The sequence below is a fragment of the Mastigocoleus sp. MO_188.B34 genome (assembly GCF_030065675.1).
In the GTDB taxonomy this organism is placed as follows: Bacteria; Cyanobacteriota; Cyanobacteriia; order Cyanobacteriales; family Nostocaceae; genus Mastigocoleus.
In genome coordinates this window covers 1-24,514 of sequence record NZ_JASJDK010000069.1, presented here as the reverse complement: position 1 = coordinate 24,514, position 24,514 = coordinate 1, and the positions used below count along the sequence as shown (strand labels likewise).

General features: G+C 37.6%; 25 protein-coding genes, 3 pseudogenes and 1 riboswitch. Of the genes and pseudogenes, 20 read left to right on the top strand and 8 right to left on the bottom strand.

Going from position 1 to position 24,514, the window contains the following annotated elements; translation table 11 throughout:
• Nucleotides 1-70 precede the first annotated feature (70 nt).
• Nucleotides 71-1,603: a nitrogenase molybdenum-iron protein subunit beta gene (gene nifK, locus QNJ50_RS16865; RefSeq protein WP_300637255.1), complete on the bottom strand. Its 1,533-nt coding sequence runs from the start codon at nucleotides 1,601-1,603 to the stop codon at nucleotides 71-73.
• A 657-nt stretch (nucleotides 1,604-2,260) separates the two neighbouring features.
• Between nifK and QNJ50_RS16860 the strand changes: the two genes are divergently transcribed.
• The 5 genes from QNJ50_RS16860 to def all read left to right on the top strand — a co-directional run bounded on the left by QNJ50_RS16860 (nucleotide 2,261) and on the right by def (nucleotide 6,304).
• Nucleotides 2,261-3,610, top strand: coding sequence for a site-specific integrase (locus QNJ50_RS16860; protein ID WP_300637253.1), 1,350 nt, complete (start codon nucleotides 2,261-2,263; stop codon nucleotides 3,608-3,610).
• Between the two features lie 66 nt (nucleotides 3,611-3,676).
• Nucleotides 3,677-3,922, top strand: a complete 246-nt coding sequence (locus tag QNJ50_RS16855) for a dodecin domain-containing protein (protein ID WP_300637251.1) — start codon at nucleotides 3,677-3,679, stop codon at nucleotides 3,920-3,922.
• A 436-nt stretch (nucleotides 3,923-4,358) separates the two neighbouring features.
• Complete coding sequence (locus tag QNJ50_RS16850; protein WP_300637249.1) at nucleotides 4,359-5,252, top strand: hypothetical protein; 894 nt, start codon at nucleotides 4,359-4,361, stop codon at nucleotides 5,250-5,252.
• A 196-nt stretch (nucleotides 5,253-5,448) separates the two neighbouring features.
• The gene (locus tag QNJ50_RS16845; protein ID WP_300637247.1) at nucleotides 5,449-5,709 is read left to right on the top strand and encodes a hypothetical protein; all 261 of its coding nucleotides are present in this window, start codon (nucleotides 5,449-5,451) and stop codon (nucleotides 5,707-5,709) included.
• Nucleotides 5,710-5,809: 100 nt separating this feature from the next.
• A complete protein-coding gene (def, locus tag QNJ50_RS16840) occupies nucleotides 5,810-6,304 on the top strand; it encodes a peptide deformylase (protein ID WP_300637245.1) in 495 nt (164 codons plus the stop codon).
• A 24-nt stretch (nucleotides 6,305-6,328) separates the two neighbouring features.
• Here the strand turns inward: def and QNJ50_RS16835 are convergent, their stop codons facing one another.
• The gene (locus tag QNJ50_RS16835; protein ID WP_300637243.1) at nucleotides 6,329-7,282 is read right to left on the bottom strand and encodes a carbon monoxide dehydrogenase maturation protein; all 954 of its coding nucleotides are present in this window, start codon (nucleotides 7,280-7,282) and stop codon (nucleotides 6,329-6,331) included.
• 303 nt (nucleotides 7,283-7,585) lie between these two features.
• Nucleotides 7,586-7,999: a Fur family transcriptional regulator gene (locus QNJ50_RS16830; protein WP_300637241.1), complete on the bottom strand. Its 414-nt coding sequence runs from the start codon at nucleotides 7,997-7,999 to the stop codon at nucleotides 7,586-7,588.
• Nucleotides 8,000-8,336: 337 nt separating this feature from the next.
• Between QNJ50_RS16830 and QNJ50_RS16825 the strand changes: the two genes are divergently transcribed.
• The 8 genes from QNJ50_RS16825 to hemB all read left to right on the top strand — a co-directional run bounded on the left by QNJ50_RS16825 (nucleotide 8,337) and on the right by hemB (nucleotide 16,210).
• Nucleotides 8,337-9,398: a GTP-binding protein gene (locus tag QNJ50_RS16825; protein ID WP_300637239.1), complete on the top strand. Its 1,062-nt coding sequence runs from the start codon at nucleotides 8,337-8,339 to the stop codon at nucleotides 9,396-9,398.
• Nucleotides 9,399-9,553: 155 nt separating this feature from the next.
• Nucleotides 9,554-10,333 carry a GTP-binding protein gene (locus QNJ50_RS16820; RefSeq protein WP_300637237.1) on the top strand — a complete coding sequence of 260 codons (780 nt, stop codon included), beginning with the start codon at nucleotides 9,554-9,556 and terminating at the stop codon, nucleotides 10,331-10,333.
• Entirely contained in the window at nucleotides 10,330-11,139 is an 810-nt protein-coding gene (locus tag QNJ50_RS16815; protein WP_300637234.1) for a metallophosphoesterase family protein, read from the top strand. Before QNJ50_RS16820 ends, QNJ50_RS16815 begins: the two co-directional genes overlap by 4 nt.
• A gap of 371 nt (nucleotides 11,140-11,510) precedes the next feature.
• Nucleotides 11,511-12,161, top strand: a complete 651-nt coding sequence (gene folE / locus QNJ50_RS16810) for a GTP cyclohydrolase I FolE (protein WP_300637232.1) — start codon at nucleotides 11,511-11,513, stop codon at nucleotides 12,159-12,161.
• A 16-nt stretch (nucleotides 12,162-12,177) separates the two neighbouring features.
• Entirely contained in the window at nucleotides 12,178-12,783 is a 606-nt protein-coding gene (locus QNJ50_RS16800; protein ID WP_366914280.1) for a GTP-binding protein, read from the top strand.
• 29 nt (nucleotides 12,784-12,812) lie between these two features.
• A complete protein-coding gene (gene cysS / locus QNJ50_RS16795; protein WP_300637230.1) occupies nucleotides 12,813-14,276 on the top strand; it encodes a cysteine--tRNA ligase in 1,464 nt (487 codons plus the stop codon).
• Between the two features lie 50 nt (nucleotides 14,277-14,326).
• Nucleotides 14,327-15,076, top strand: a complete 750-nt coding sequence (locus QNJ50_RS16790) for a metallophosphatase (protein ID WP_300637228.1) — start codon at nucleotides 14,327-14,329, stop codon at nucleotides 15,074-15,076.
• Nucleotides 15,077-15,181: 105 nt separating this feature from the next.
• The gene (gene hemB, locus QNJ50_RS16785) at nucleotides 15,182-16,210 is read left to right on the top strand and encodes a porphobilinogen synthase (RefSeq protein ID WP_300637226.1); all 1,029 of its coding nucleotides are present in this window, start codon (nucleotides 15,182-15,184) and stop codon (nucleotides 16,208-16,210) included.
• 455 nt (nucleotides 16,211-16,665) lie between these two features.
• Here the strand turns inward: hemB and QNJ50_RS16780 are convergent, their stop codons facing one another.
• Entirely contained in the window at nucleotides 16,666-16,860 is a 195-nt protein-coding gene (locus QNJ50_RS16780) for a hypothetical protein (RefSeq protein ID WP_300637224.1), read from the bottom strand.
• Nucleotides 16,861-17,320: 460 nt separating this feature from the next.
• A riboswitch (cobalamin riboswitch) is annotated at nucleotides 17,321-17,471 on the top strand.
• Between QNJ50_RS16780 and QNJ50_RS16775 the strand changes: the two genes are divergently transcribed.
• The 6 genes and pseudogenes from QNJ50_RS16775 (at nucleotide 17,429) to QNJ50_RS16750 (ending at nucleotide 20,181) form a co-directional block, all read left to right on the top strand.
• Nucleotides 17,429-17,560 (top strand): hypothetical protein, encoded by a 132-nt coding sequence (locus tag QNJ50_RS16775; protein WP_300637222.1) that lies wholly within the window; start codon nucleotides 17,429-17,431, stop codon nucleotides 17,558-17,560. It overlaps the preceding riboswitch by 43 nt.
• A 4-nt stretch (nucleotides 17,561-17,564) precedes the next feature.
• A pseudogene (locus QNJ50_RS16770) lies at nucleotides 17,565-18,128 on the top strand (IS630 family transposase); the annotation flags it as partial.
• A gap of 121 nt (nucleotides 18,129-18,249) precedes the next feature.
• A pseudogene (locus QNJ50_RS16765) lies at nucleotides 18,250-18,735 on the top strand (IS630 family transposase); the annotation flags it as partial.
• A 59-nt stretch (nucleotides 18,736-18,794) separates the two neighbouring features.
• Complete coding sequence (locus QNJ50_RS16760) at nucleotides 18,795-18,917, top strand: hypothetical protein (protein WP_366914279.1); 123 nt, start codon at nucleotides 18,795-18,797, stop codon at nucleotides 18,915-18,917.
• Nucleotides 18,918-18,992: 75 nt separating this feature from the next.
• Nucleotides 18,993-19,874 carry a (2Fe-2S) ferredoxin domain-containing protein gene (locus QNJ50_RS16755; RefSeq protein ID WP_300637220.1) on the top strand — a complete coding sequence of 294 codons (882 nt, stop codon included), beginning with the start codon at nucleotides 18,993-18,995 and terminating at the stop codon, nucleotides 19,872-19,874.
• Between the two features lie 40 nt (nucleotides 19,875-19,914).
• Nucleotides 19,915-20,181, top strand: a complete 267-nt coding sequence (locus QNJ50_RS16750; RefSeq protein WP_300637218.1) for a hypothetical protein — start codon at nucleotides 19,915-19,917, stop codon at nucleotides 20,179-20,181.
• Between the two features lie 414 nt (nucleotides 20,182-20,595).
• On the opposite strand, the gene QNJ50_RS16745 is transcribed toward QNJ50_RS16750, so the two are convergent.
• The 3 genes from QNJ50_RS16745 to thrC all read right to left on the bottom strand — a co-directional run bounded on the left by QNJ50_RS16745 (nucleotide 20,596) and on the right by thrC (nucleotide 22,808).
• The gene (locus QNJ50_RS16745) at nucleotides 20,596-20,925 is read right to left on the bottom strand and encodes a hypothetical protein (protein ID WP_300637216.1); all 330 of its coding nucleotides are present in this window, start codon (nucleotides 20,923-20,925) and stop codon (nucleotides 20,596-20,598) included.
• 213 nt (nucleotides 20,926-21,138) lie between these two features.
• Nucleotides 21,139-21,414: a MoaD/ThiS family protein gene (locus QNJ50_RS16740; protein WP_300637214.1), complete on the bottom strand. Its 276-nt coding sequence runs from the start codon at nucleotides 21,412-21,414 to the stop codon at nucleotides 21,139-21,141.
• Between the two features lie 89 nt (nucleotides 21,415-21,503).
• Nucleotides 21,504-22,808, bottom strand: coding sequence for a threonine synthase (gene thrC / locus QNJ50_RS16735; protein ID WP_300637212.1), 1,305 nt, complete (start codon nucleotides 22,806-22,808; stop codon nucleotides 21,504-21,506).
• Between the two features lie 346 nt (nucleotides 22,809-23,154).
• Here thrC and QNJ50_RS16730 point away from each other — a divergent pair, with 346 nt between their 5' ends.
• Nucleotides 23,155-23,790 (top strand): Uma2 family endonuclease, encoded by a 636-nt coding sequence (locus QNJ50_RS16730; RefSeq protein ID WP_300637210.1) that lies wholly within the window; start codon nucleotides 23,155-23,157, stop codon nucleotides 23,788-23,790.
• A 369-nt stretch (nucleotides 23,791-24,159) separates the two neighbouring features.
• Here QNJ50_RS16730 and QNJ50_RS16725 read toward each other — a convergent pair.
• Nucleotides 24,160-24,514 (bottom strand): annotated as a pseudogene (locus QNJ50_RS16725) (photosystem II q(b) protein); the annotation flags it as partial.

Genomic DNA, 24,514 nt, shown 5'->3' with positions numbered 1-24,514 from the left:
TCTTAATTTTTATTTGCGACCTTTTCCTTTTCCTCAAACGACACGCCGCGAGTAGGATTTAACTTAATTCCTAACGAATCAAGTCGAAAGAAATATCGGTCTTAGAAGGAATGTTGGTGTTGCGGTCAATTTCTTCGAAGATCGCGTTAACAACCCAGGTCAAGAGGTTAATTGTACCTTGGTAACCGATAGTTGAATAACGATGTAAGTTGTGACGATCCATGATTGGATAACCAATTCTGATTAGAGGAGTCTTGGTATCACGCTCTAGATACTTACCGTAGGAGTTACCAATCATAAAGTCTACAGGTTCGGTGAACAACAAGGAGCGCATGTGCCACAAGTCTTTTCCGCCCCAGATGGTTGCACCTTTACCGTATTCGCAAGAATCGAGTAACTCTTGCATATCTTTTTCAAATTCTTTATTGGTGTTATGAACCAATACGTGTACAGGTTCAGCACCCAACTCCATTAAGAAGCTGGTTACACCGTATACTAAATCGGGGTCACCGTAGATAGCGAAGCGCTTACCATGGAGCCATGCATGGGAGTCAGTCATGGCGTCAACAGCACGACCACGTTCTTCTTCTAATTCTGCAGGGATGGGTTTACCTGTTAATTCGCTGAGTTGCATTAAGAACTCATCGGTACCGCGAATACCCCAAGGACTAGCAATTTTAACTTCTTGTTTCCATGTCTTGCTAATGAAGTCGCAAGTTTTAGTGGTAGAGTGTTTTTGTAAGGAAACGGTAGCCTTAGCATTACAAGCATCAGCAGCATCTTCTAACTTTGTACCCTTTTGGTACATGTTGAAGTGACCGTCGTTGGGTGAATCAACATAGTCAGAGTTATCTGCTAATAAGGTATAGTCAATACCCATTAATTCAGCAATACGTTTGATTTCCCGGAGGTTACCAACATAGGTATCAAAACCAGGAATCAAGTTAATCTTACCGTTGCTCTTACCTTTTTTACCTTCACTTAAGTTAGCAAGAATGCTCTTGAGCATGTTGTCATATCCAGTGATATGGGAACCAACAAAGCTAGGAGTATGAGCAAAAGGTACGGGATAATCTTCAGGAATTGCACCAGCATTCTTGGCGTTACCGATGAATGCACCTAAGTCATCACCAATAACCTCAGCCATACAGGTGGTGGAAACAGCAATCATTTTGGGCTTGTACAAGGTATAAGCGTTGGTCAAGCCATCAATCATATTGTTAAGACCACCGAAAACCGCTGCGTCTTCAGTCATGGAAGAAGATACTGCGGAGAATGGTTCTTTAAAGTGACGGGTAAGGTGGGTACGGAAGTAAGCCACACAACCTTGAGAACCTTGAACAAAAGGTAAGGTACCTTCAAATCCAGCAGCAGCATAGATTGCACCTAAAGGCTGACAACCTTTAGCGGGGTTAACTGTTAAAGTTTCGCGAGCAAAGTTCTTTTCACGATATTCCCAAGACTTTGTCCATTCAGCAACCCGATCAATTTCTTCTTGACTGTGTCCTTTTTCAAATTCTCTCTTTCTTTCGAATAGCTCTTTATACTCAGGTTGGTGAAATAGTTCTACGTGGTCTTGAATCTTTTCTGGATTCTGAGGCATTTTGTGTCTCCCGTGGCTTAATGAGTAATGGGTAAGTAATCTGTAAGGCGAGGTAAAGAGAGAAGAAAGACAAGGAAATTCAAAACCCAAAATTTAAAATTCAAAACTTTGCACTCCTGAATTATGAATTTTGAATTCCATTATTCCTTGTCCTCCCTCTCTGATTTAACTAATCAAACTAATTTGTTGGTCGAGTTTGTACTCTATTTACTAAGCAGCTTTAGCAGCAACTTTTTCTTTCTTCCAAGGAGCACCAATCAATTTCCAAGATGGGTTGTTGATTGCTAGATCCATGTCACGAGCAAAGATAGCGAAACCATCATAACCGTGGTAAGGACCGGAGTAATCCTTATGATGCTTTAATAATTTTTTGTCATTAAGTGTTCTGGATTGACAAAATCAGTGATCGCTATTGTTTACTGATAACACATTGATTTTTAGACTAAATCTAGGCTAGAGAAACAGCGATGCATGGATGTATCTAGGGACTTACATAATCCTTGTAGAGACGTTACATGTCACGTCTTTAGCTGCGATTCATAAGAAAAATAAATGTAAAACCTATTTTATATAATAGCCACGGATTTTTGATTCATTTTAAGTTTACACAATTAGCCCTTCAACGCAACTACGTTATCGCCACAGTAAAGAAAGAACATGAACACTAAACTGCAACTAGAATTAGAGCTAGTAAATCAACGTTTGAAGTCTGCAAAAACAAAAGTCACCATTAGAGAGTCTAATGGAAGTCTGCAATTACGAGCGACTTTACCTCTTAAACCAGGAGATAAAAACACAAAGGGTACGGGAAACAAGCAATATAACATCAGTTTGAATATTCCCAGCAATTTTGATGGACTCAAAACAGCGGAGGAAGAAGCATATGAGTTGGGAAGGTTAATTGCTCGCCGAACTTTTACGTGGAATGATAAATATCTAGGTAAAAAAGCCAGCAAAAAAGATTTAGATTTTAAAACAATTGGAGAATTACTTAAAAGATTTGAAGAAGAGTATTTTAAAACTCACAAACGTACAATTAAAAGCGAACATACTTTTTTCTATTATCTTTTCCGAACCAAGCGTTTTACTAACCCTAATGATTTAGCAACTCCAGAAAACTTGATTAACTCAGTTGCAAGAGTAGATAAAGAATGGGCTAGGTATAATGCAGTAAGAGCGATATCTGCATTTTGCACGACATTCAAAATTGAAATAGATTTATCTAACTATTCTAAAAAGCCCGAGAGTAATTCCCGGAATATACCCTCTGATGCAGAGATATCAGCAGGATTTATCAAATTTACTGATTATCTCGAAAGCAGGGGAAAACAAGTTAATCAAAATGTTCAGGATAGTTGGAAATTATGGCGATGGAGCTATGGAATGTTAGCAGTTTTCGGCTTGCGTCCCCGAGAATTATTTATTAATCCCAATATTGACTGGTGGCTAAGTAAAGAGAATGCAGACTTGACATGGAAAGTAGATAAAAACTGTAAAACAGGAGGAAGACAAGTATTACCCTTACATCGAAAATGGATTATAGATTTTGACTTAAGAAATCCTCAATATTTAGAGATGCTAGCGATCGCCAGTAAAGATAAAAAGAACCATGCAGAGATAACTGGTTTAACTCAAAGAATTAGTTGGTGGTTCCGAAAAATTGGACTAGATTTTAAACCCTACGATCTGCGTCATGCTTGGGCGATTCGAGCCCATATTTTGGGAGTTCCAATTAAAGCTGCAGCGGATAATTTAGGACATAGCGTGCAAGTTCATACTCAAACTTATCAGCGTTGGTTTTCCTTAGATATGCGGAAATTGGCGATTAATCAGGCTTTGAGTAAGAAAAGTGAGATTGAAGAGATTAGAGAGGAGAATACAAAATTAAAGATGGAAAATGAAAACTTAAGGCTTGAAGTTGAAAGCTTAAAAATTGAGAGATTAAAAATTGAGAATCAGAGAAACTTTAAATTAGAAGAGATTAAATTACATAAGTGCATAAGTTAATATTGCTCACCACTATGAAAAACCACAATCATACGAAAAAATAATCAATATTTAAGGAGCCTACAAATGCACGGTTCTAAAGAAAACGTCCACCAAGATGTCATTCGGATTATTGCTTCTTCAGATAACAGTTTTGATGATGCAGTCAAACAAGGTATTAAAGAGTTAAAGAAAGGAAAGTTTCATCAAGACTTAAAATTTGTCAGTTACGAAGTGGTTCAGTTACAGGGGACTATCAAGGATACTGAAAAATCATGTGAAGCTGAATTTTATCAAGTTGTTTTGGATGTGGCTGGTGTTCACAAACACTAACACAAAAAAGAAATTACTTTAGACATCTCCGAAAAAGAATATAAAAGCCTTATGTAGTCAGGGGTGATATCTCATTTCTGGAGATGTCTTTTAAATGACATAAGCGTGATATCTTTCTATTCTAGTCTCTAGGGTGCATGATCGCGATCGCGGGAATGCACCTTAATATATATCAAATATCTGACAAAACCTTATCTTCACCATCAATCCAGAACCACTGATTCTGAAGGATGTAAAGTTACTGCAAGTGTAAGCAGAAATATAATTTTCATGTAACTCGCGGAGTGCAAGTAAGATTTATAAAAGCGGTGTTGTGTTATTTCGTTATCGGGTAAAGATCAGAGATAGCCTTCACGATGTCATAATCTTAAAATATTCTTCAATAAGAGCAAATACTTAAGTAATAATGATAATCATTATTTTAGGCAGTTAATTCATGCCTGAATATTTCACTCAAAAAGGAGATAAAATGTCGCTAAATTTTAGTGAAAATCTCGTTGAGAAAGCTGTTGCGAAGGAAGACATATCCAATTATTCCCCAAGTATAGGAGAAACTTTAGCTTCATCAAATAGTATATCCGCGATCGCAGGGGAACAAGCAATACCAGTGAATCAGCTTCCTCAGTCTTGGCAAGATATTTACTTAGGGAAGTCTAACACAAAACTTTCTGACCCGGAATCATACGTGAAGATGGCGCAACTATTTCTTCACAAAATGTCTCGTGGGGATGTAGATCTATTCAATGACTCAGAAAGTTTAGAACACTTAAAGCCTGCTTTTTGTGAAATATTTGGCAAACTTGCTTGGGAAGCTCTCGATTTTTATGGTGAAGACTTTAAAGTCGACCAGTATCCTAACTTTGATTCGATAGAAAAAGAGCTTCCTCCCGGTGAAGATTACGCCGAACGTCAGAAAATTGTAGAAATTGGTAAAGCTCTTTTTGCAGAGTTTGGATACGATCTCCCAGCTTCTTTTTATCGAGTACACCTCGCTCCCATCTACAGAGAAGATGTTTCAGAAGTGCGTCCATTGAGGTTTTCTGAAGAAGACAGAAAGAATGCTCGTGCTTGGGATGCTTCTTTGCACGGACAAAAGGTATTCCCTATTCAGTTAATGGTGCAAAGTATTTCTTCCAAACATGGATTTTTCCAGGAACATGGTTGTGGATGCAACCATGCAATGGCTAGGGTTGGAGCTACGGATACCTCTTTTGAATATCAAATTCGCCCCGAAATGCGGACTACCTGGATTAGAGATTTTATTTGGACGATATGGTATGAGTATGCGTTCTTTAAATTTACACCTGTAACCAAATTCTTGGTTGGTTAAGTACTTATTGAACACTAGTCATCAAACAAAATAATTTGAGTTTCCTGAAGAGCATATATTTATTCTTCAGGTTTTCTTACTTTTCCATTACATTTTTATAATTGATTTTTTATATGATAAAACTTTAATAATCAATTATATTTTTCTCTGAGCACCATGATAAATTTAAATTAGTTTAAATAGTTGGATTTTCATAATGTTTAAATCATCACAATCTAGTTATCCCAGTCAATCTAAAATGCTCAAAAATTTGTTGTCTGAGGCATACAAAACTGCAAAGCAAGGATTATGTGGCGATCGAGTTCTTGCTCAAAAAGAGACTGTAGATTACAGATTAGGAATATGTGCAACTTGCGATAAGTTTAATGCAGAAGAAAAGCGTTGTACTCTCTGTGGTTGCTTTATGATGGTCAAAGCTAATCTTGAAGCTTCTAATTGTCCGGATAATAAATGGTAAGAAAAAATATTTTTTCATTTGCTAATAAAATTAATTAAAAAAATAAATTGCTTCTGGTTATATATATAAATTTTGCTGTTTTATCAAGAGTAAATTTGTTATGGCGATTCAAAATATCATAGAGTATCCCAATTCATTGCTTAGAAAAAATTCAACAAGGGTGACAAAATTTGATTCAGAATTTCAAACTTTGGTAAATGACTTAATTGAAACAATGCTTCAACAAGATTCGATGGGTTTGGCTGCGCCTCAAATTGGAGTTTTACAAAGAGTTTTTGTTCTTAATCGTCAACGTATATTAGGTAGAAAAAATCAGGAATATCAGCCTAATAATATTTTGTGTGTTGCGAATCCAGAAATAAAGTGCAAGGAGTGTTTAATTGATTCACCTGAGGGATGTTTAAGCATTCCTCAACAACGGGGAATAGCAAAGAGATTCGAGCGAATACAGCTAAAGGGTGTAGATAGAAACGGTTATCCTCTTTCTATTCGCGCTGATGGTATGTTGTCTATTCTGATTCAACATGAGATCGATCATCTTGATGGAATTTTGTTTATTGACAGAGTTATTGAAGAGGTTGAAGCTCTCTTTTAAAACATCACCCCAACCTTAAAAAATCTAAGAAACCGAACTTAATGCTTTAACTTGCTTAAGTTGTTGTTGTTTCTGCAAATTTTCTTTCCATCTGAGCACTCGTTCCCATCTTTGTGTGGGGGAACTCAATTCCCTTACGAGAATTTTATCAATAATTCCGCTGAAAATGTCTTTTCCAATTTCATCTTTGAGCTCGAGAGGATTTTTCCCGTAAACAGAAGGTATAAAGGGTATTGTACCAATAATTTTGTCACTGTTTTGGGACTCAAAAGCCTCAACTTCTGGGAACTGATTTAGACATTTGTTCAACACATAAACTACGGGAATCTGCAATTCTTCGTCAATCGCCCGGATATCCTCAGAAATTGCTACAGAATCAGGAGTCGCCTCTACTACTACTACTACCACATGGGCACCTATAGGTAAACCAAATCTACCAGCGTCTTCTCCTCCTCCACAGTCAACAACCACAACCCCATTTGTACATAACGCTAACCAAGATTTTAGTGGATTGAGCGTCGCATGAGAACAACGAGTCGAGTAAAGTTCTTCCTTGTGCAATGCACTAGTCCCAACTGACATTAAACCTAGTCCATCAGTCACATATCTTACATACTTTTGAGTGAACCAGTCAGCAGGATTAATAGAAAATTTTTGAACTCGATCTAGGGGATAACTGTAAAAATCGCGGTAAATTATCTCTGGACTGAGTCCCTGAAACTCATAGAAATCCTTCTCTGCTTGAGTCATCAAGGGTAAATTTTTGAGTTCTTCTTCCGCATTTTCTAGATAATGAGAAGCAAGATAGCGCGAGAGAGATCGATTTGGATCTGCATCTGCAACTATCAAGGATTTTCCTAAACTTCTCAAAGCTTGAATCATACCCAGAGAGGTAAAAGTTTTACCTGTACCACCTTTACCCATTAAAGCAATTACAAGTTCGTCACCATAGGAACTATTAGAATCGGTGAGTTGCATAAAACTTCCTAGACAAAAAATTATTCTTTGAACAAAGATATTATGATAATCATTATCTTTAAAAACAACAAGTCCATTTTGAGGTACACAGAATGAGGTGGTATCTAAATTATCTGAGCATGTTTGGTTTATTTGTAGGCTTGACCCTATACTATATGTATAAGACTCCTTTCACAGAACCCCCTACAGGCGTTATCGAGAGGTTAAAAGTACCTAGAAAATGAACTTTGCTACTATTGGTACCATACTACCGAACACTATTACTGAATTAAGAAAAGGTTAATTTAGAACGAGACGTAAGTGCTATAGATGTTGGGGATATTTATTTTTTTCCCTCTCCTGGGAACACAGAGGACACAAACCGTAAAATTCCAAGGTATGATAAAAAACTTTGAATGGTAAGGATTGATATATTCGACCTTCTAGTTCCTTAATCGGACAAAAATCTAAAGGAATTGAGTCACCACAATCTACGCAGGTGACATAATGTAGATCCCGATCTACCAAACTGTAAAGGGATTCACCATTCAATTTTGTACGGCTTTGTACTAAGCCACATTTTTTTAATGCTTCTAGGGAACGATACACCGTAGCTAAACCCACGTGTGGATTAGAAGAACGCAATTTAATATACAAATTTTGAGCAGAAATCTGAGTATCAAGCTTTTCTAGCAATTTGATAATCTTCTTTTGATATTTAGTTAGTCCAGTTTTCATTATGAAGATTTATTGAAATGTGATGTAATTTTGTACAAAATACTCATTGCGGTTTTTCTTCATACTTTAGCTTGCTAAAAATAACTTTTGCGCTAATATGATAACGATTCTCATTATATTTTAGTGCGAGCAACTCATTAAATCAATCTCAAAATAATTGGAGCAAAGGAGGTGGTGCAAGGATCGAGTTTTTTCTAAAAAGATATCCAAACTATAAATTCCACCTCCATCCTCAAGGGTTAATCGCACAGAATTAATTAGTGCGTAGTGCGCCTTTATAAACAGGCTTTCTCCTACGCCGTAATATATTGCTAAATATTTTCTGAAAGGAGAAAATATGACTCAAATCACCGTACCCAAATCTGAAGTAATTCCCGATATCCCTAAACGGGGAATGCCTATTACGATTATTACAGGATTTTTAGGTAGTGGTAAAACCACATTATTGAATCAGATTCTTAATAATAAACAAGATTTGAAAGTCGCCGTACTTGTGAATGAATTTGGCGATATTAATATTGATAGTCAACTGCTCGTCTCTACAGATGACGACATGATGGAATTGAGCAACGGTTGTATTTGTTGTACTATCAATGATGGTTTACTTGATGCTGTGTATCGAGTTTTAGAAAGGGAAGACCGTGTTGATTACATGGTTATAGAAACAACAGGTGTAGCGGATCCACTGCCAATTATTTTAACATTTCTCGGTACAGAACTGAGGGATTTAACTAATATTGATTCTATCCTCACTGTTGTTGATGCAGAAGCTTTTAATCGCGAACATTTCCAAAGTGAAGCTGCTTTAAAACAGATAACTTATGGAGATATTATTCTTCTGAATAAAACTGACCTTGCGAGTAAAGAAAAACTGGCGGATTTAGAAGGTTTTGTTTATGAAGTTAAAGCGGGTGCAAAAATTCTCCATACAACTTATGGTAAAGTAGCTTTGCCATTAATTTTAGATGTGGACTTAACCCCCAAAGATGAGTATTCTTCATTAATTGAAGAAGATACTCACGATCATCACGCTCATGATCATCATGACCATGACCATCATGATCATGACCACGAACATCACCACCATCACCACCATCACCACTCAGGTCATTTAGAAAATGATGGATTCGTTTCCATTTCTTTCCAAAGTGAACGACCTTTTGATGTCCATAAATTCGAAACATTTCTCGGTGAAGAAATGCCGCAAAATGTATTTAGAGCAAAGGGTATTCTTTGGTTTAGTGAGAGCGATCTACGCCACATATTTCAACTCAGTGGTCCTCGCTATCAATTAGATGCTGATGAATGGATGACTGCGCCCAAAAATCAAGTAGTTTTTATCGGTCGTGACTTGAACCGTGAGGAAATATATTCCCACCTGAATAATTGTTTAGTATAAATTTAAAAGTCACAATCCAGGATTCACAATCTAGGAGTAATACTCATATATATAGCATTACGCTTTCGGATTAAGGCGTTTTCCTATTCTCTGTCCCCTTTAAAGCAAATGGGTAATTGCTTTTTTTAATTACCCATTCCCATTACCCAATTTCTATGAATTTACCTCTAATTACCGTTGTTGCAGGTCCTGCTGGTTCTGGAAAAACTGCTTGGATTTCTCAACAAATCCAAGATACAAGCTCTGTAGAAGATAAACATATTATTTACTTCAGTCCCGGGACTGGTAATATTTCTATAGATAAAAACCTTATAGCTGCTGATTTTCCTAGCATACAAGTTTTCGAAGATGGTCAAGAAATGGATTTGCTTAAGCAGATTCCAACAGCTAAAGCAGTTTATATGGAAGTAGGATTTTACTTGGAGTTGCAAAGCTTAACACAAATACTAGATAGTTTACCCTACCATTCCATAGCTGTTTTGCCATCTCATCTCCAAGATTCTGAATATCATGCTTGGGCTGATGAAATCATTCCAGGGATACCAGCTAAAACCGATTCATCTAACCATTTGTGGCGAGTAGGAACTAATTCTCAAGTAATTGATGAAGATAGTTTAGAGGAGTTTTGGTACGAATTAACTCACGGTGCTTATGGTAACGTTACCCGCGCTAAAGCAATTTTTGACGTTAATGACGGTAGGAGCATTTACTGTGATTTTGTTGCGGGTATACCCCAAACAGATTTTTTGGAATTGAATCTACCCCGTCACCTGGAAGGTAGACCAGAACGTTTTAGTGGTATTGAAGTTGTGGGAGAAAACTTAGATGAAGTAACTTTGAAGCAAACTTTATCTGATTGTTGTTTATCAGATTCTTTGATTAAGCAATATCAGCAACAAGTTAAGCAGATGTTATTAGAGGGAATTCAAGCATGAAACTAGCCGTAATATCATGTCTTCATGGCAATATTGAAGCTTTAGATGCTGTGTTATTAGACATAGAAAAACACAAAGCCGAAAAAATCTTTTGTTTGGGAGATTTAGTTGGATATGGTCCTTATCCCAATGAAGTGGTTGAAAAAATTCGTTCTCTGAATATTCCCACCTGTGCTGGTTGTTGGGATGAAGATATCGTTGAAGGTTTGAATGCTTGTGATTGTAGTTATCCTTCTTTATTAGCAGAAAAACGCGGTATTATTGCCCATGAATGGACTAATAAACAGATAAAATCAGAAAACCGTGATTTCTTAGCTCAGTTACCTCATATTCTCAAAGAGGACAATTTAGCCTTTGCTCATGGAAGTCCCCACAGCAACCACGAATATTTATTACCAGAACTCGATGCATTTGTAGCCTTAGAACGGGTAATTTCATCAGGTGCTGATGTACTTTTTTGCGGTCACACCCATCGACCTTACTTCCGTAATTTAGATTCTGGTCATTTAAAAGTTCGAGTTGAAAGTAAAGATTTATCCGAGAAAAGAAGTTTTACTGCGACCCTTAAAAAAATTATTAATGCAGGTTCGGTGGGAGAACCAAGACATGGAAGACCAAATGCAACTTACGTCATTTATGACACTGACACCCAAGAGGTGACATTACGAGAAGTTGCTTACAATTATCAAAAAACCTGTGCAGCAATTCTTGACAAGGGATTACCCGCAATTTTTGCTTGGCGTTTGGCGCGGGGAATAGAGTTTGCAGAACGCGCAGATGACCCAACTCATGTTTGTACTAGGTAGGGAATTGTTTAATATTACATAGTTTAGCTGCAACTTCAGAATCTACTGATTTCTTACAAAAATATGGTGGTAAAACTGTCAAACGACTGTGGAAGTGTGTCTCTCGCCCAACTGTAGCCATTAATAGAGTTAGTCGCAATTTGGATAGGAATGAAATTCATTCTCAACTTAACAATTGTTTACTATAATTTAAATAGTGTTAGTAATTATTGCTTGTTGCATAGTTAGTTGAAGAACTGTAGATACACTCTACGGTTAGATTTTATTTGTCTAATCCCTGGGGGTGATATTCTATTGTGTCTATTTTCGTAAATATCAACTAATAACTAATAAGTAATGATTGTTGACTAAAAAGCAATTAAGTTAAAATAATGACTTTATCTTTCCGTCCCGAATTAAATTCTGTCGAGCAAGTTGTTTCATCTTTGTCTACACAAAATAGACCAACTGTTACAGATGAAGAAATGACGCAGGCTGTGAGAACCTTGCTACTTGGATTAGGAGAAGATCCAGATAGAGAAGGACTCAAAGATACTCCTAAAAGAGTCGTGAAAGCTTTACAGTTTTTGACAAAGGGATACCATGAGTCTTTGGACGAACTGTTAAATGGTGCAGTATTTACAGAAGATGCCAATGAAATGGTATTGGTCAGAGATATTGATATTTTCAGTTCCTGCGAACACCATATCCTACCAATTCTTGGTCGCGCTCACGTTGCTTATATTCCGAATGGGAAAGTGATTGGATTATCAAAAATTGCCCGCATTTGTGAAATGTACGCAAGACGTTTACAAGTACAAGAAAGATTGACTTTACAAATAGCTGATGCGCTCCAAGGTTTGCTCAAACCCCAAGGTGTAGCAGTTATTGTAGAAGCTAGTCACATGTGTATGGTAATGCGTGGCGTACAAAAACCTGGTTCTTGGACTGTTACCAGTGCTATGCGTGGTGTATTTGCTGAAGATGCAAAAACTCGCGAGGAGTTTATGAATTTGATTCGACACAAGGCTAATTTTCATTAATATATAATTTTAGGCAATGGTCAACCAAAACTCGCCATTGCCTGCTACCCTAATTTTGGGGTTTGCGGGTAGTGGAAAAACTAGTTTAATTCAACATCTGAGTAATCAAACTGGGACTGCTGTAGAACATATACAAAGTGGTTCTTCAGAACTCGCTAGTGGTTGTATCTGCTGTACTGGACTCAAAGATTTAAAACAGTTAATTAAAGATTTACTTGTTGGTAGAGAAAGTGGAAAAACTGAATGCCAGCAATTGTTTATCGAAGCTGGTCACGAAACCGATCCAATTCCGGTTATCAGAACAATTCGACAATCTTTTTCTCCAGAAAGTATTTTTTTGAAAGAAGCGATTACAGTAATTAATGCAGCAAACTATCCACCTACAGATGCAGAACGTTACTTAGTTACGAATCAAATATTCTTTGCCGATAAAATAGTAGTCAATCACTGCGACCGCGCAACTGACGAGCAAATAAATAAATGCCATAAGCATATTCGTGGAGTAAAATGGCAGCCAATATTTAATTCTATTCAAGGAATTGTTAACACTAATGATTTTTGCGTGTCTTCAACAGTAGAAGCATCTGCGGGTGTTTCTACTGTAATTTCTTTTTCCTCCTAAATTTATTGATAAAAAAACTGATAATTGACATGGCTCTGACAATATACAATACCCTCACCCGTCTTAAAGAAACCTTTCAACCTTTAGAACCAGGAAAGGTCAAAATGTACTGCTGTGGTGTCACGGTGTATGATTATTGTCATCTGGGTCATGCAAGGTCTTATATTGTTTGGGATACGGTGCGACGCTATTTAGAATTTAGCGGTTATGAAGTGCGTTACCTGCAAAACTTTACCGACATTGATGACAAAATACTTAATCGCGCTAAGTCTGAGAATACATCAATGGAAGAGGTTTCTCAAAAGTACATTCAAGCTTACTTTGAAGATATCCGTCGCTTAAATGTCATCGATGCATCTGAGTATCCCCGTGTGACTGAAAATATCACCCCTATTCATCAGTTGATTGCAGAATTAGAACGAAAAGACTACGCTTATGCGGTAAATGGAGATGTTTACTACAAGACAGAAAACTTTTCTGAATATGGCAAACTTTCTGGTAAGCATTTAGAGGACATGCAAGCTGGGGCAAGTGGTAGAGTTGATTTAGAAGACTTATCTGGAAAGAAGAAACATAAACCATCTGATTTTGCCTTGTGGAAAGCAGCAAAACCGGGAGAACCCGCTTGGGAGTCACCTTGGGGAATGGGAAGACCGGGATGGCACATTGAATGTTCGGCAATGATTCGTGCTAATTTGGGAGAAACCATTGATATTCATGGTGGTGGTGGTGATTTGGTATTTCCCCATCATGAAAATGAAATCGCTCAATCAGAAGTAGTCACGGGTAAACCGCTTGCTAATTACTGGATGCATAACGGTATGGTGACTGTGAATGGTGAAAAAATGTCCAAGTCTCTAGGTAATTTTACGACTATTAGAGAATTACTTGACCGACCAATAGACCCAATGGTTATCAGATTATTTGTACTGCAAGCCCATTACCGCAAGCCTTTGGATTTTACAGAGGATGCTATTTCTTCCGCTCAGAATGCTTGGGAAACTCTCAAAGCTGGTTTGTTATTCCGACATCAGTATGGCGAACAATTGGGATGGAAGGAAACAAATCTAAATCCAAAAACTGAATTGCAAAATTCTCAGATAAATAGCTTTCAAGTAGCAATGGATGATGATTTTAATACACCTGGGGGATTAGCTGTATTATTTGAACTAGCTAAAGAATTGCGTCGGAATGCTAATTTAATTACTCATCAAGGTAATACTGAAATTCCTTCAGAACAGTTAAAGCAAATGTGGCAAACTTTAGTGACATTAGCAAAGGTTTTTGGACTTGAAATTTTATCCCCAGCAGAAAATAAAAACCCATTAGAAGTAATTAGTAATGAAGAAATTTTAGCTTTAATTGAGCAACGACAAGATGCACGTCAAAATCGTAACTTTGCTTTATCCGATTCTATTCGTAATCAATTACAAGCTGTAGGAGTAAATTTAATCGATCAACCTAATGGCAAAACTCGCTGGCATCGGAAGTAATTGTGATAAGTTACATAATCTAAAATCTAAAATCTAAAATCTAAATTACTATGAAGTGGGCAATTTTAAGTGGTATTGAAGGTAATTTAACGGCTTATGAGGCGGTGATGGCGGATATTAAACCTCAAAGTCGTTATATACAAGCTTTATATATTCTGGGAGATGTGGTTGGACCGACTCCTGAATCTGAAAAGTTGGTGGAACGTTTGCGTAAGTCACAATCTGAAGAGTTAGCACCACTTATTTGTAAGGGATGGTGGGAAGAGCAATGTTTAATATTGCATGGTTTGGCTGCAACTTCAGAACCTACTGATTTGTTACAAAAATATGGTGGTGAAACAGTCAAACGACTGTGGGAGTATGTTTCTCGTCCTACTGTAGAGTGGTTGCGAAACCTTGATTTTGGTTTTTTTGAATTAGATTCTTTGTTAATTCATGGTACAACCGTATCTGTGGATGAAGAATTAACTCCAGAAACTTCTCCTGTGGTCATTTTAGACCGGGTGGCGCGAATGCAAGCAAATCATTTATTTTGCGGTCGTTCAGGTCTAACTTTTCAGTACAATTTAGAAGCTGGTTCTATCGATACTGGAGTAACAACTCTCGATAGTCAAACACCCAGCCAAACTATCAATATTACTCCCCGTATGGTCGTAGGTGTAGGAAATGTGGGGAGAAACCCAGGAGAAGCGACCTATACTCTCTACAACCCCAATACAAATCAAGTCGAATTTAAGACTGTTCGTTACGGGGTAAACAAGGGTTTTGGAGCTAAAAAAACAACTGTTAGGTCTAATTAGTTTTTCGCTATTTGCTATTTAATTGCTATATTCGCAGAAAACACGAAAAAATATGTCACGAAAACGATTATCATTGTCTTTGTTCGATAATCATTATTTTTCATCATGTCGTCAGAAAACCCCACCCCAAATAACACCGAATCGGAATCTGATGCTCAAGTTTTAATTCAGCGTCCTCGCCGTTTGCGTCGTACTCCAGCTTTGCGTCGCATGGTGCAAGAAACTCAACTCACTGTAGATGACTTAATATATCCAATGTTTGTCATGGAGGGAGAAGACCAAAAGGTGGAAATCTCCTCCATGCCGGGATGTTACCGCTATACTCTAGATTTATTACTCAAGGAAATCCAACAAGTTTATCAATTGGGAATAAATGCGATCGCACTATTTCCCTTGATTCCGGAAGCTAAAAAAGACGAATTTGGCGTTGAAAGTTACAATCCAGACGGTTTGGTGCAAACAACTGTCAAAGCGATTAAAAAAACTGTACCAGATATAATTGTAATTACCGATGTTGCCCTCGACCCCTTCAGTACTCAAGGTCACGACGGTATTGTTGATGATAATGGAGTCATTTTAAATGACCCCACTGTAGAAGTGTTGGTGAAAATGGCAGTTTCCCAAGCAGAAGCTGGTGCAGATATTGTCGCACCTTCCGATATGATGGATGGTAGAGTCGGTGCGATTCGTAAAGCTTTAGATGCAGCAGGTTGTTTTCACGTAGGGATTTTGGCATACTCTGCTAAATATGCTTCTAGTTATTATGGACCATTCCGGGATGCTTTGGATTCGGCACCGAAATTTGGCGATAAGAAAACTTATCAGATGGATGCAGCTAACGCCAGAGAAGCTTTAAAGGAAGTGGCGTTAGATATTGCAGAAGGTGCGGATATGGTAATGGTAAAACCTGCTTTGGCATATATGGATATTATTTGTCAGGTAAAAGCAGAAACAAATTTACCCGTCGCAGCGTATAACGTCAGTGGGGAATATGCCATGATTAAAGCTGCTGCACAACAGGGTTGGATTGATGAGAAAAAGGTGATTTTAGAAACTTTGACCAGTATGAAAAGGGCTGGTGCAGATTTGATTTTGACTTATTTTGCGAAGGAAGTTGCTTTGATGTTGCATTAGTTAATTTTGGTGTCTTGGCGATCGCTTCCAAGACACAGATTTTATCACTCTGCGATCTGACATTTTTTATCTAACTACAAGTTTGACAGCATCAAATTGGACTTTCTGAGCGCCATTGAACGAGTCTAGTGGGATTATTTACAACTGAAAATTTATCTTCTAATTCAAAGCCCAGGAAGACACGCGGTAGAAGCGCGTAAGAGTACCGTAGGTAATGACCTTGCGGGACCTTGCGGGTTACGTGTCGTAGACATAGGCGCGGGCTAACACGCTACGCTAATACGCCACGAACAATCCCTCTTTGGCTAAGATTTTGGAGTTCTTGTTACCCCGCCAAAAAGATTTTTAATAATTATAAAAAATATTTGATTAATACTTTTACTTTGACATCCTCTAGAAAAGGATGTAAAAGCATTTGTTACACAATATGCAGGTTATTTTTTTAGAGATGTCTACTATTTTTTAGATCGCAAGCACTTACTCGCGACTCCATTACATTTATCTCCATATTTAGGACATCCGGTAGCATAAGTCTCCCGTTGTGATATCTCTTGACAGTATTGACAAATGAAGTTGTAAACCCTGGTATGGATAATTCGGTCATGTGCTTTGACATTATATTCCCGGACATGAATTTTTTTGCTTGGCATAGTTTTAATAAAAATGGTAAGTGGGCAATGATAATGATAATCACTCAAGGTTTGACAAACATCAAAGTAAAAAAAATAGGGATAAAATTTCTATGGTTATTACCTTACAAACTAAAATTGTTGAGCAAAACAAGAAAATACAAATAAATAAAGGAGATTCGGGGATTTTTCGATTTTCATTAGTCAACAAATTTCTCTATTTGCACGTTGGTTGACAAGTAAAAAACAAGCATAAAAGCTAATGTAACATAAATAGCGAGAAATGATAATGATTATCATTTTGGTCAGCAATATTAGCTGTTGAGTGTAAAATGTGCTAGTCTATTAGGACTTACGCAACTGGCATATTTTCTTGTAGGGTGCTGTGACACTTTGTTTGATTGTTAACGGAATAATAAGGTTGAAGTGTCACGCACCACCTGTGTATTGTGACAATTGCGTAAGTCCTGTCTATGTTCAAATCTCAAATCAACTATTCGGTTCTAGTGGGGAGCAGCCATTAGAGGTAACGGGGAAAGTTCGGTGTAAATCCGACGCTGTCCCGCAACTGTGATGAGACTAACAAGATATGCCTCTAAGTCAGAATGCCCGCCAATGGTTAATCAAAAACATCTATACTTTGCACGGTCATAACTTGCGTTTTTCTCTCAAGAGTAATAATCTAGAAAGGGTTCACAAGGGAGGAAAAAGCCAAGGTTGAGAATATGATTCACTTGGAATTTAAGGAAGAGGAAAAACAAGCACTTTCTTATGAGCGATTTAATCACCCTCATCCCCGAGTACAGAAGAAGATGGAAGACCTCTGGTTAAAAAGTCAAAAACTACCTCATCATCAAATTAGCTGTCTTTGTGGGTATCTCTGGTAATACTTTGCGAGGTTATTTTCGAGATTATCAATCAGGGAGAATAGAAAAGTTAAAAGAAATTAATTTTTCTCGCCCACAAAGTGAGCTAGAAAATTATCGTTCAACTTTAAAAGATTATTTTGAATCACATCCTCCAGCTACAATAAATGAGGCGATATTAACCATTGAATTGTTAACAGGAATCAAACGTAGCTCGACCCAAGTAAGAAAATTTCTGAAATCAATAGGAATGCGTTGTTTGAAAGTAGGACAGATCCCGTCTAAAGCTGATACAGAGAAACAAGCAGAGTATCAAAAAAACTTAAACCAAGACTAGAAGAGGCAAAGGCACTCAAAAGAGCAGTTTTTTTTGTAGATGCGGCTCACTCCGTCATGGGAGCTTTTTTAGGAATGATATCATGTCCGGCTGATTACTTGTGATATTGCCATCTATGCAAAAATTTGAAAACTCTTTCTCCCCCCTGCTCCCTGCTCCCTGCCCCCTTGCAGTTCTAATGATAAGTCTTTAACCGGACATGATATGATTTGGTGTTTTCAAAGAATCTTTATAAAATCTCCTTCTGGTCGCAAAAGATTTAATGTGTTAGGAGCATTAAATGCCATCACCCATGAAGTGATTACGGTCACAAATGACACCTATATTACAGGTACGCAAGTATGTGAGCTTTTAACAAAATTAGCAAACTTAAAATTAGCAGTTCCCATTACTTTAGTTTTGGATAATGCTCGGTATCAAAAATGTAAATTAGTTCAAAAAATGGCTGATGATTTAGGTATAGAGTTACTATATCTACCTCCGTATTCTCCTAATTTGAATTTGATTGAGAGACTGTGGAAATTTGTGAAAAAGAAATGTTTATATGGCAAGTATTATGAAAATTTTTCTCAATTCTCTACGGCTATCTCTAATTGTCTGGATGAAGTTAATTTGAAGTATAAGAAGGAACTTGATTCTTTGCTGTCCTTGCGATTTCAGACTTTCGATAAAACTCAGATTATGAACGTGTAAGGTATAATACAGAGTCTTGACCTGGATACATAACTTTTGATTTTAAAGTTAGAGTGCCCTTGAGTAATAAATTTGTTGTTACTGGGAGTTTAGATAATATTTTTAACCAGAGATATCAATTATTCTCTGGTTTCCCCGATGCAGGTAGAGTTTTTCAGGTAAGTGTAAATGCTAAATTTTAGGTAACATGATGAAATAAACGTATCATCTATATTGGTACGTTTTTAATAACTAGTAACTGCAAGTTAAAAATTATCATGAGTGAGTTTAATCCTTGGGTAGCACCATTAAATCGTACCGTCACCGAACCTTTATCAACAGGAGGATATATAGAATATGAAGAATTTGATACCAACTGTGACGTTTTATCATCACTTACTTACACATTATTTCAAAAAAATTGGCAACAAGTAGGGGTAGGACATATTGTTCAAGGAGGTGTATTAGAATTAGAATTTAATGCTGCACCTAAAATTTGTATTTTATATGATGGATATCTTACCGTAGTCACAGAAGGTTGGCATCTTCACCTATGTATTGAAGCAAATTTAGGTGGTCCTCATTGTAAGACACCACTGGAATTAAGACAACAACGTCAAGTAAACCGTGCGGCTTTTTATCGACGTTTTAATGCAGAAGGAAAGCCTAGAAGTTGGGGAATTGATTTATGGAATGGTGCGGGAGAAAATTTGATGACAATCTTTTTACCTAATCCCTATGTAGAAGAAGAAAATTTATTACCAGAAGGGAAACCTAACCTCAATAAATTAGCTTTATACCAAGAATTACGAGAAATTTATGTGTTAGGGAAAAAACCAATCCCTTTTGATAAAAACCCTTTAAAACATCCCTATATATCCGTGTGTACTTCTACCCGTTGTCTTCCTTCCCAAAACTGGAAACTAACTTTTGAAGCACTAAAAGCAGGAGTTGAAAAAGCAGATTTGGATATCGAAGTGAGAACTTCTGGCTGTTTAGAAGTTTGTAGACTTGGTCCAGTAGTATTTTATTCAGAAGATAGGACTTGGTATACTCGTGCTAATCCCCAGGTTGCGGAAACTATTGTGAATCAACATTTGGTGAAGGGGGAAAAGCTAGCTACACATTTATATCCACCGGAACCAAAATCGAATCATTAGCTACTGGGTTTAAATGTAGTAATTGCTGTCAGGACTACTAATGAAAAGTATTATTTTTAAGTCAGTAAAGGTGTTCACTTTTGTGATTAGATTGGTATTGGTTGCAATTTTAGCGATCGCCTGTAATAATCAAACTATTTCTTCCGCTAAAACACTAGACAATCAAGAAGAAATATGTACTCAAGATTATAATCCCAATACTGACTACTTCCCTGAAAAAATTACTGTAGATTATGCTATCGGTTTTAATGTAGATTATCGCAAAAATTATAAAATAGTCACAGTTAAAAATCCCTGGCGTAGCTAAAAAAGGCTTTCAATATATTTTAGTCCAATGTGGGACACCAGCACCAGAAGGCTTTACATCTAATCAAAAATTAGGGTAGAAGTGGTAAATGCGATGGTCGGAGACCACTCATACCCTTCCAGGGAAGGCTACGCCAACGGAGTATCGCGCCAACTGAATTGGCAAGTCAAGTACAGAAATGCTGTATCAAAATGTCAATCTGTCTATGAGTTAATTCAGTTTCTAGATCGAATCACTGAAAATTAAGAATAAACCATTTGATTTATTAATACTAAGTTGCATTCTGTTGTAGTAGTTCGAGTTGGTGAGATTGCTTACTTCCGCTCCGCGACCGTCGCAATAACAAAATACTATCTTTGAAAGCAACTTGGTATTAGGATAGAAATATTGAATGAGATTATTAATCCTTTCGATTTAACTTTCGTACAAATATAAGGCTATGTGTATCTCCACGTTGCCTGTAGCAGGCTTGACTTCATCGAATAGTACGAAAATAGTATCATTACCGTAGCGTAATCTAATTTCATTTACTTTTAGCGGATAGACATAGGTTTCACCACCTGAAAAATAACACTTGCATACTGCATAGTTAAAGTATGCATTTGTCAATGGGGTTACATCATAAGAGTGTTTTAAAATTTCTAACCATGAAAGACCTGCTTCAATTTCCAATCCATTTTCCGAGTAGTGTGTACCAGGAATTATCTTTGCTTCAATTAAAAAAGATTGAGATACGTTTACCATGTTGAGAATTCCTCATATTATTTATGGTCAAAATATCACATTGAATTTATCTGCCTAGAAAGTTAATAAATCAATACTTAATAAACCAATACTTAATAAGCTTTCCTCAACATAAGTGAACCCCAAGTTCTCAACCTCAGAATTGGGAATAATAAACAAGAGCCCCAATTTTTTCTAAAAATCAGGGTTCTCAGGGTTTCCAATAAAAATTAATTAACCACCAGCAACAGCAGGGACAATACTGACTTCATCACCATCTTTAAGAGATGTCGCCGCACCATCTAAAAAACGGATATCTTCGCTGTTTACGTATAAATTGAGAAATCGTCGTGGTTTCCCTTGCTCATCACATAATCTGGCTTTGATTCCCGGACAAGCTTCTTCTAAGGAGTCAAATAATTCGCTAATGTTGTTACCACTACATTCTACGGTAGCTTGGTTATTACTAAATTTTTGCAGGGCAGTAGGAACTAAAACTTTGATGGACATAGTGGGAAGATAAACTATAAATTATGCGGTGTGAAATGTAAAGTATCAGGTTTAAAGAAATTTAGCCTCTATACTTTACAATTCACCCCTTAAACGAGGACTTGTTGCCATTCCAAGCGATCTAAGGTGCGAGAACGCTCTAATGCTCGCTCGAAACTATCGAGTTTTGCTTCAATGGTTAAAGGCTCTCCAATATAGCCTTGGACAGCTTCTTGGGTTTTCAAACCATTACCAGTAATATAAACCACTGTGGTTTCATCTGGATCAATTTTGCCAGCTTCTACTAATTTTTTCAGTACAGCAACTGTTGTACCGCCAGCAGTCTCAGTAAAGATGCCTTCGGTTTCTGCTAGGAGTTTTATGCCTTCGATGATTTCAGCATCGTTGACTGATTCAATATTACCGCCAGTTTTCTTGGCAATTTCTGTAGCATAAATACCATCTGCAGGATTACCGATGGCAATTGATTTGGCGATAGTGTTGGGTTTAACTGGCTGAATAAAGTCTCTATCTTCCTTAAAGGCTTTGGCGATGGGGGAACAGCCCTCTGCTTGTGCGCCACTAAATCTCACTGGCTTGTCTTCTACTAAGCCAACTTCTACAAATTCGTTAAAGCCTTTGTAAATTTTAGTAAATAAGGAACCGGATGCTAGGGGAGCAACTATATGGTCTGGTAGTTTCCATCCTAATTGTTCGGCGACTTCAAAGCCCAATGTTTTAGAACCCTCTGAGTAGTAGGGGCGCAGATTAATATTTACAAATCCCCAGCCGTGGGTATTGGCAACTTCCGAACAGAGGCGGTTAACTTGGTCGTAATTACCTTCAACTGCCATCAAGGTAGGATTGTAAATTAAGCTACCCATTACTTTCCCGGCTTCTAAGTCAGCAGGGATAAATACACAGCAATCCAAACCGGCATGGGCAGCGATCGCAGCAGTAGAATTGGCTAAGTTTCCAGTACTGGCACAGGAAACGGTGGTAAAACCTAGTTCTTTTGCCCTAGTTAAAGCTACTGACACCACCCTATCTTTGAAGCTCAGGGTGGGCATATTCACAGCATCATTTTTGATATATAAATTCTTCAGACCCAGACGACGGGCTAAACGGTGGGAACGAACCAAAGGAGTCATTCCCGTACCCACATCAATGGGATTCTCACTAGCTACAGGTAAAAACTGACGATAACGCCAAATAGACTTTGGCCCATTGGCAATGCTCTCGCGGGTAACTGTACGACGGAGGTTGCTATAGTCGTAGGTTACTTCCAAAGGTCCAAAGCATAATTCACATACATGGCTTGCCTGAAGTTCGTATTCTGCACCACATTCTTTACATTTGAGATTTTTGAAAGTTGCGGTGGAACTTTGACTTTGATTTACGATCGCCTGAGTCATAATCAGTTTTCCCTGGATTTCCTTCAGCTATCGCCTGATAGTATCACGAGTAAAAATACCCGTCAAACATACCCGACTAAAATGGTCGGGTATGCTTTTTGTAAGTAGGTTGATTGTGGCTGAAAACCTTGTTGTTAAGTAGATGGACAAAAATATTTACAGTCATTGCGTAAAGCCTACGGCATAGCTGCGCTTACCGCGTAGCGTGTCCGTTGGCGTAGCCGCCCTGAAAGGGCTAGGATAAATTTTGATATTAGTTAGTTATCAGTTGTAAGTTTGAAAAGTATACTTAATTGGTCACTGATTACTGACTGCTATTGATGGCTCACTGATACTGCGAGGAATTATGCTGTTAACTAAACGTCGCGCTGACCGGGTAGTTCTCTACAATATCAGTTGGCAACAATTTGAGAATTTATTAGTAGATTTAGGTGAAAGTCGAGCAGCTAGGGTAGCTTATGATGATGGCGCATTAGAAATTATGACCCCATTACCAGAACACGAATATTACAAAGAAATAATTGGTGACATCATCAAAGATACAGCTGAAGTTTTAGAATTAGATTTTGAGTGTTACGGTTCAACTACCTGGAAAAGAGAATTAAAAAAAGCTGGTATAGAATCTGATAATTGTTTTTACTTCCAAAATGAAGCCTTAATTCGAGGTAAGCTGAAGTTTGATTTAAATCAAGACCCACCTCCAGATTTAGCTTTAGAAATTGATGTTACTAGTAAATCATTAGATAGGTTTCCTATTTATACACGGTTAGGTGTACCTGAAATTTGGTGTTATGACGCTGGAGAAATCAAAATTTACCAATTGCAAGGTGAGGAGTATACCCAAACGAAAACAAGTTTAGTGTTTCCTAATTTGAATATTCCAGAAATTCCATCACTAATTGAAAGATACCGCATGGCAGGAAGACGGGCTTTCCGACAAGCAATTAGGAAATGGGTAAGGGGACAGATTGGTGACGCTTAAGTGGAAAATACCTGGGTGAAGTACCCAACAGTTCCTAATCCTCTGTTTGCTGTTTCCCCAGAACCTGCAATAATTCCTTAACGGTATAAGACAATACGGTTCAGTTAAGGCTAAAAGACAGATTAGTAATAGTCCGCATGTCATTGCGACGGTCGCGGAGCGGAAGGAAGCAATCTCACCAACTAGAACTACTACGACAGAATGCAACTTAGCATAATGTGAAATTTGGGAGCTTCGACTCGTTTTCCAATACCTCTGTGTTTTGGCTTTTTAGCAAGAAACTTTGATACAGGTTTTTTACCAAAACAGACAAACCAAAAACGCCCCCCGTTTCCGGAGAGCGTTTTTAATTATATCGAGGCTAAATTATTAACCGTTGATTGCAGGAGCACTCATTGCAACGGTCTCAGACTCACCAGCAGCCAAGTCTAAGGGGAAGTTGTGAGCATTACGCTCGTGCATTACTTCCATACCTAAGTTAGCGCGGTTGATTACGTCAGCCCAGGTTCCGATGACACGACCCTGAGAGTCAATTACGGATTGGTTGAAGTTGAAACCGTTGAGGTTGAACGCCATGGTAGAGATACCTAGAGCGGTAAACCAGATTCCAATTACAGGCCAAGCAGCTAAGAAGAAGTGTAAGCTACGGCTGTTGTTGAAAGAAGCGTATTGGAAGATTAGACGACCAAAGTAACCGTGTGCAGCTACGATGTTGTAGGTTTCT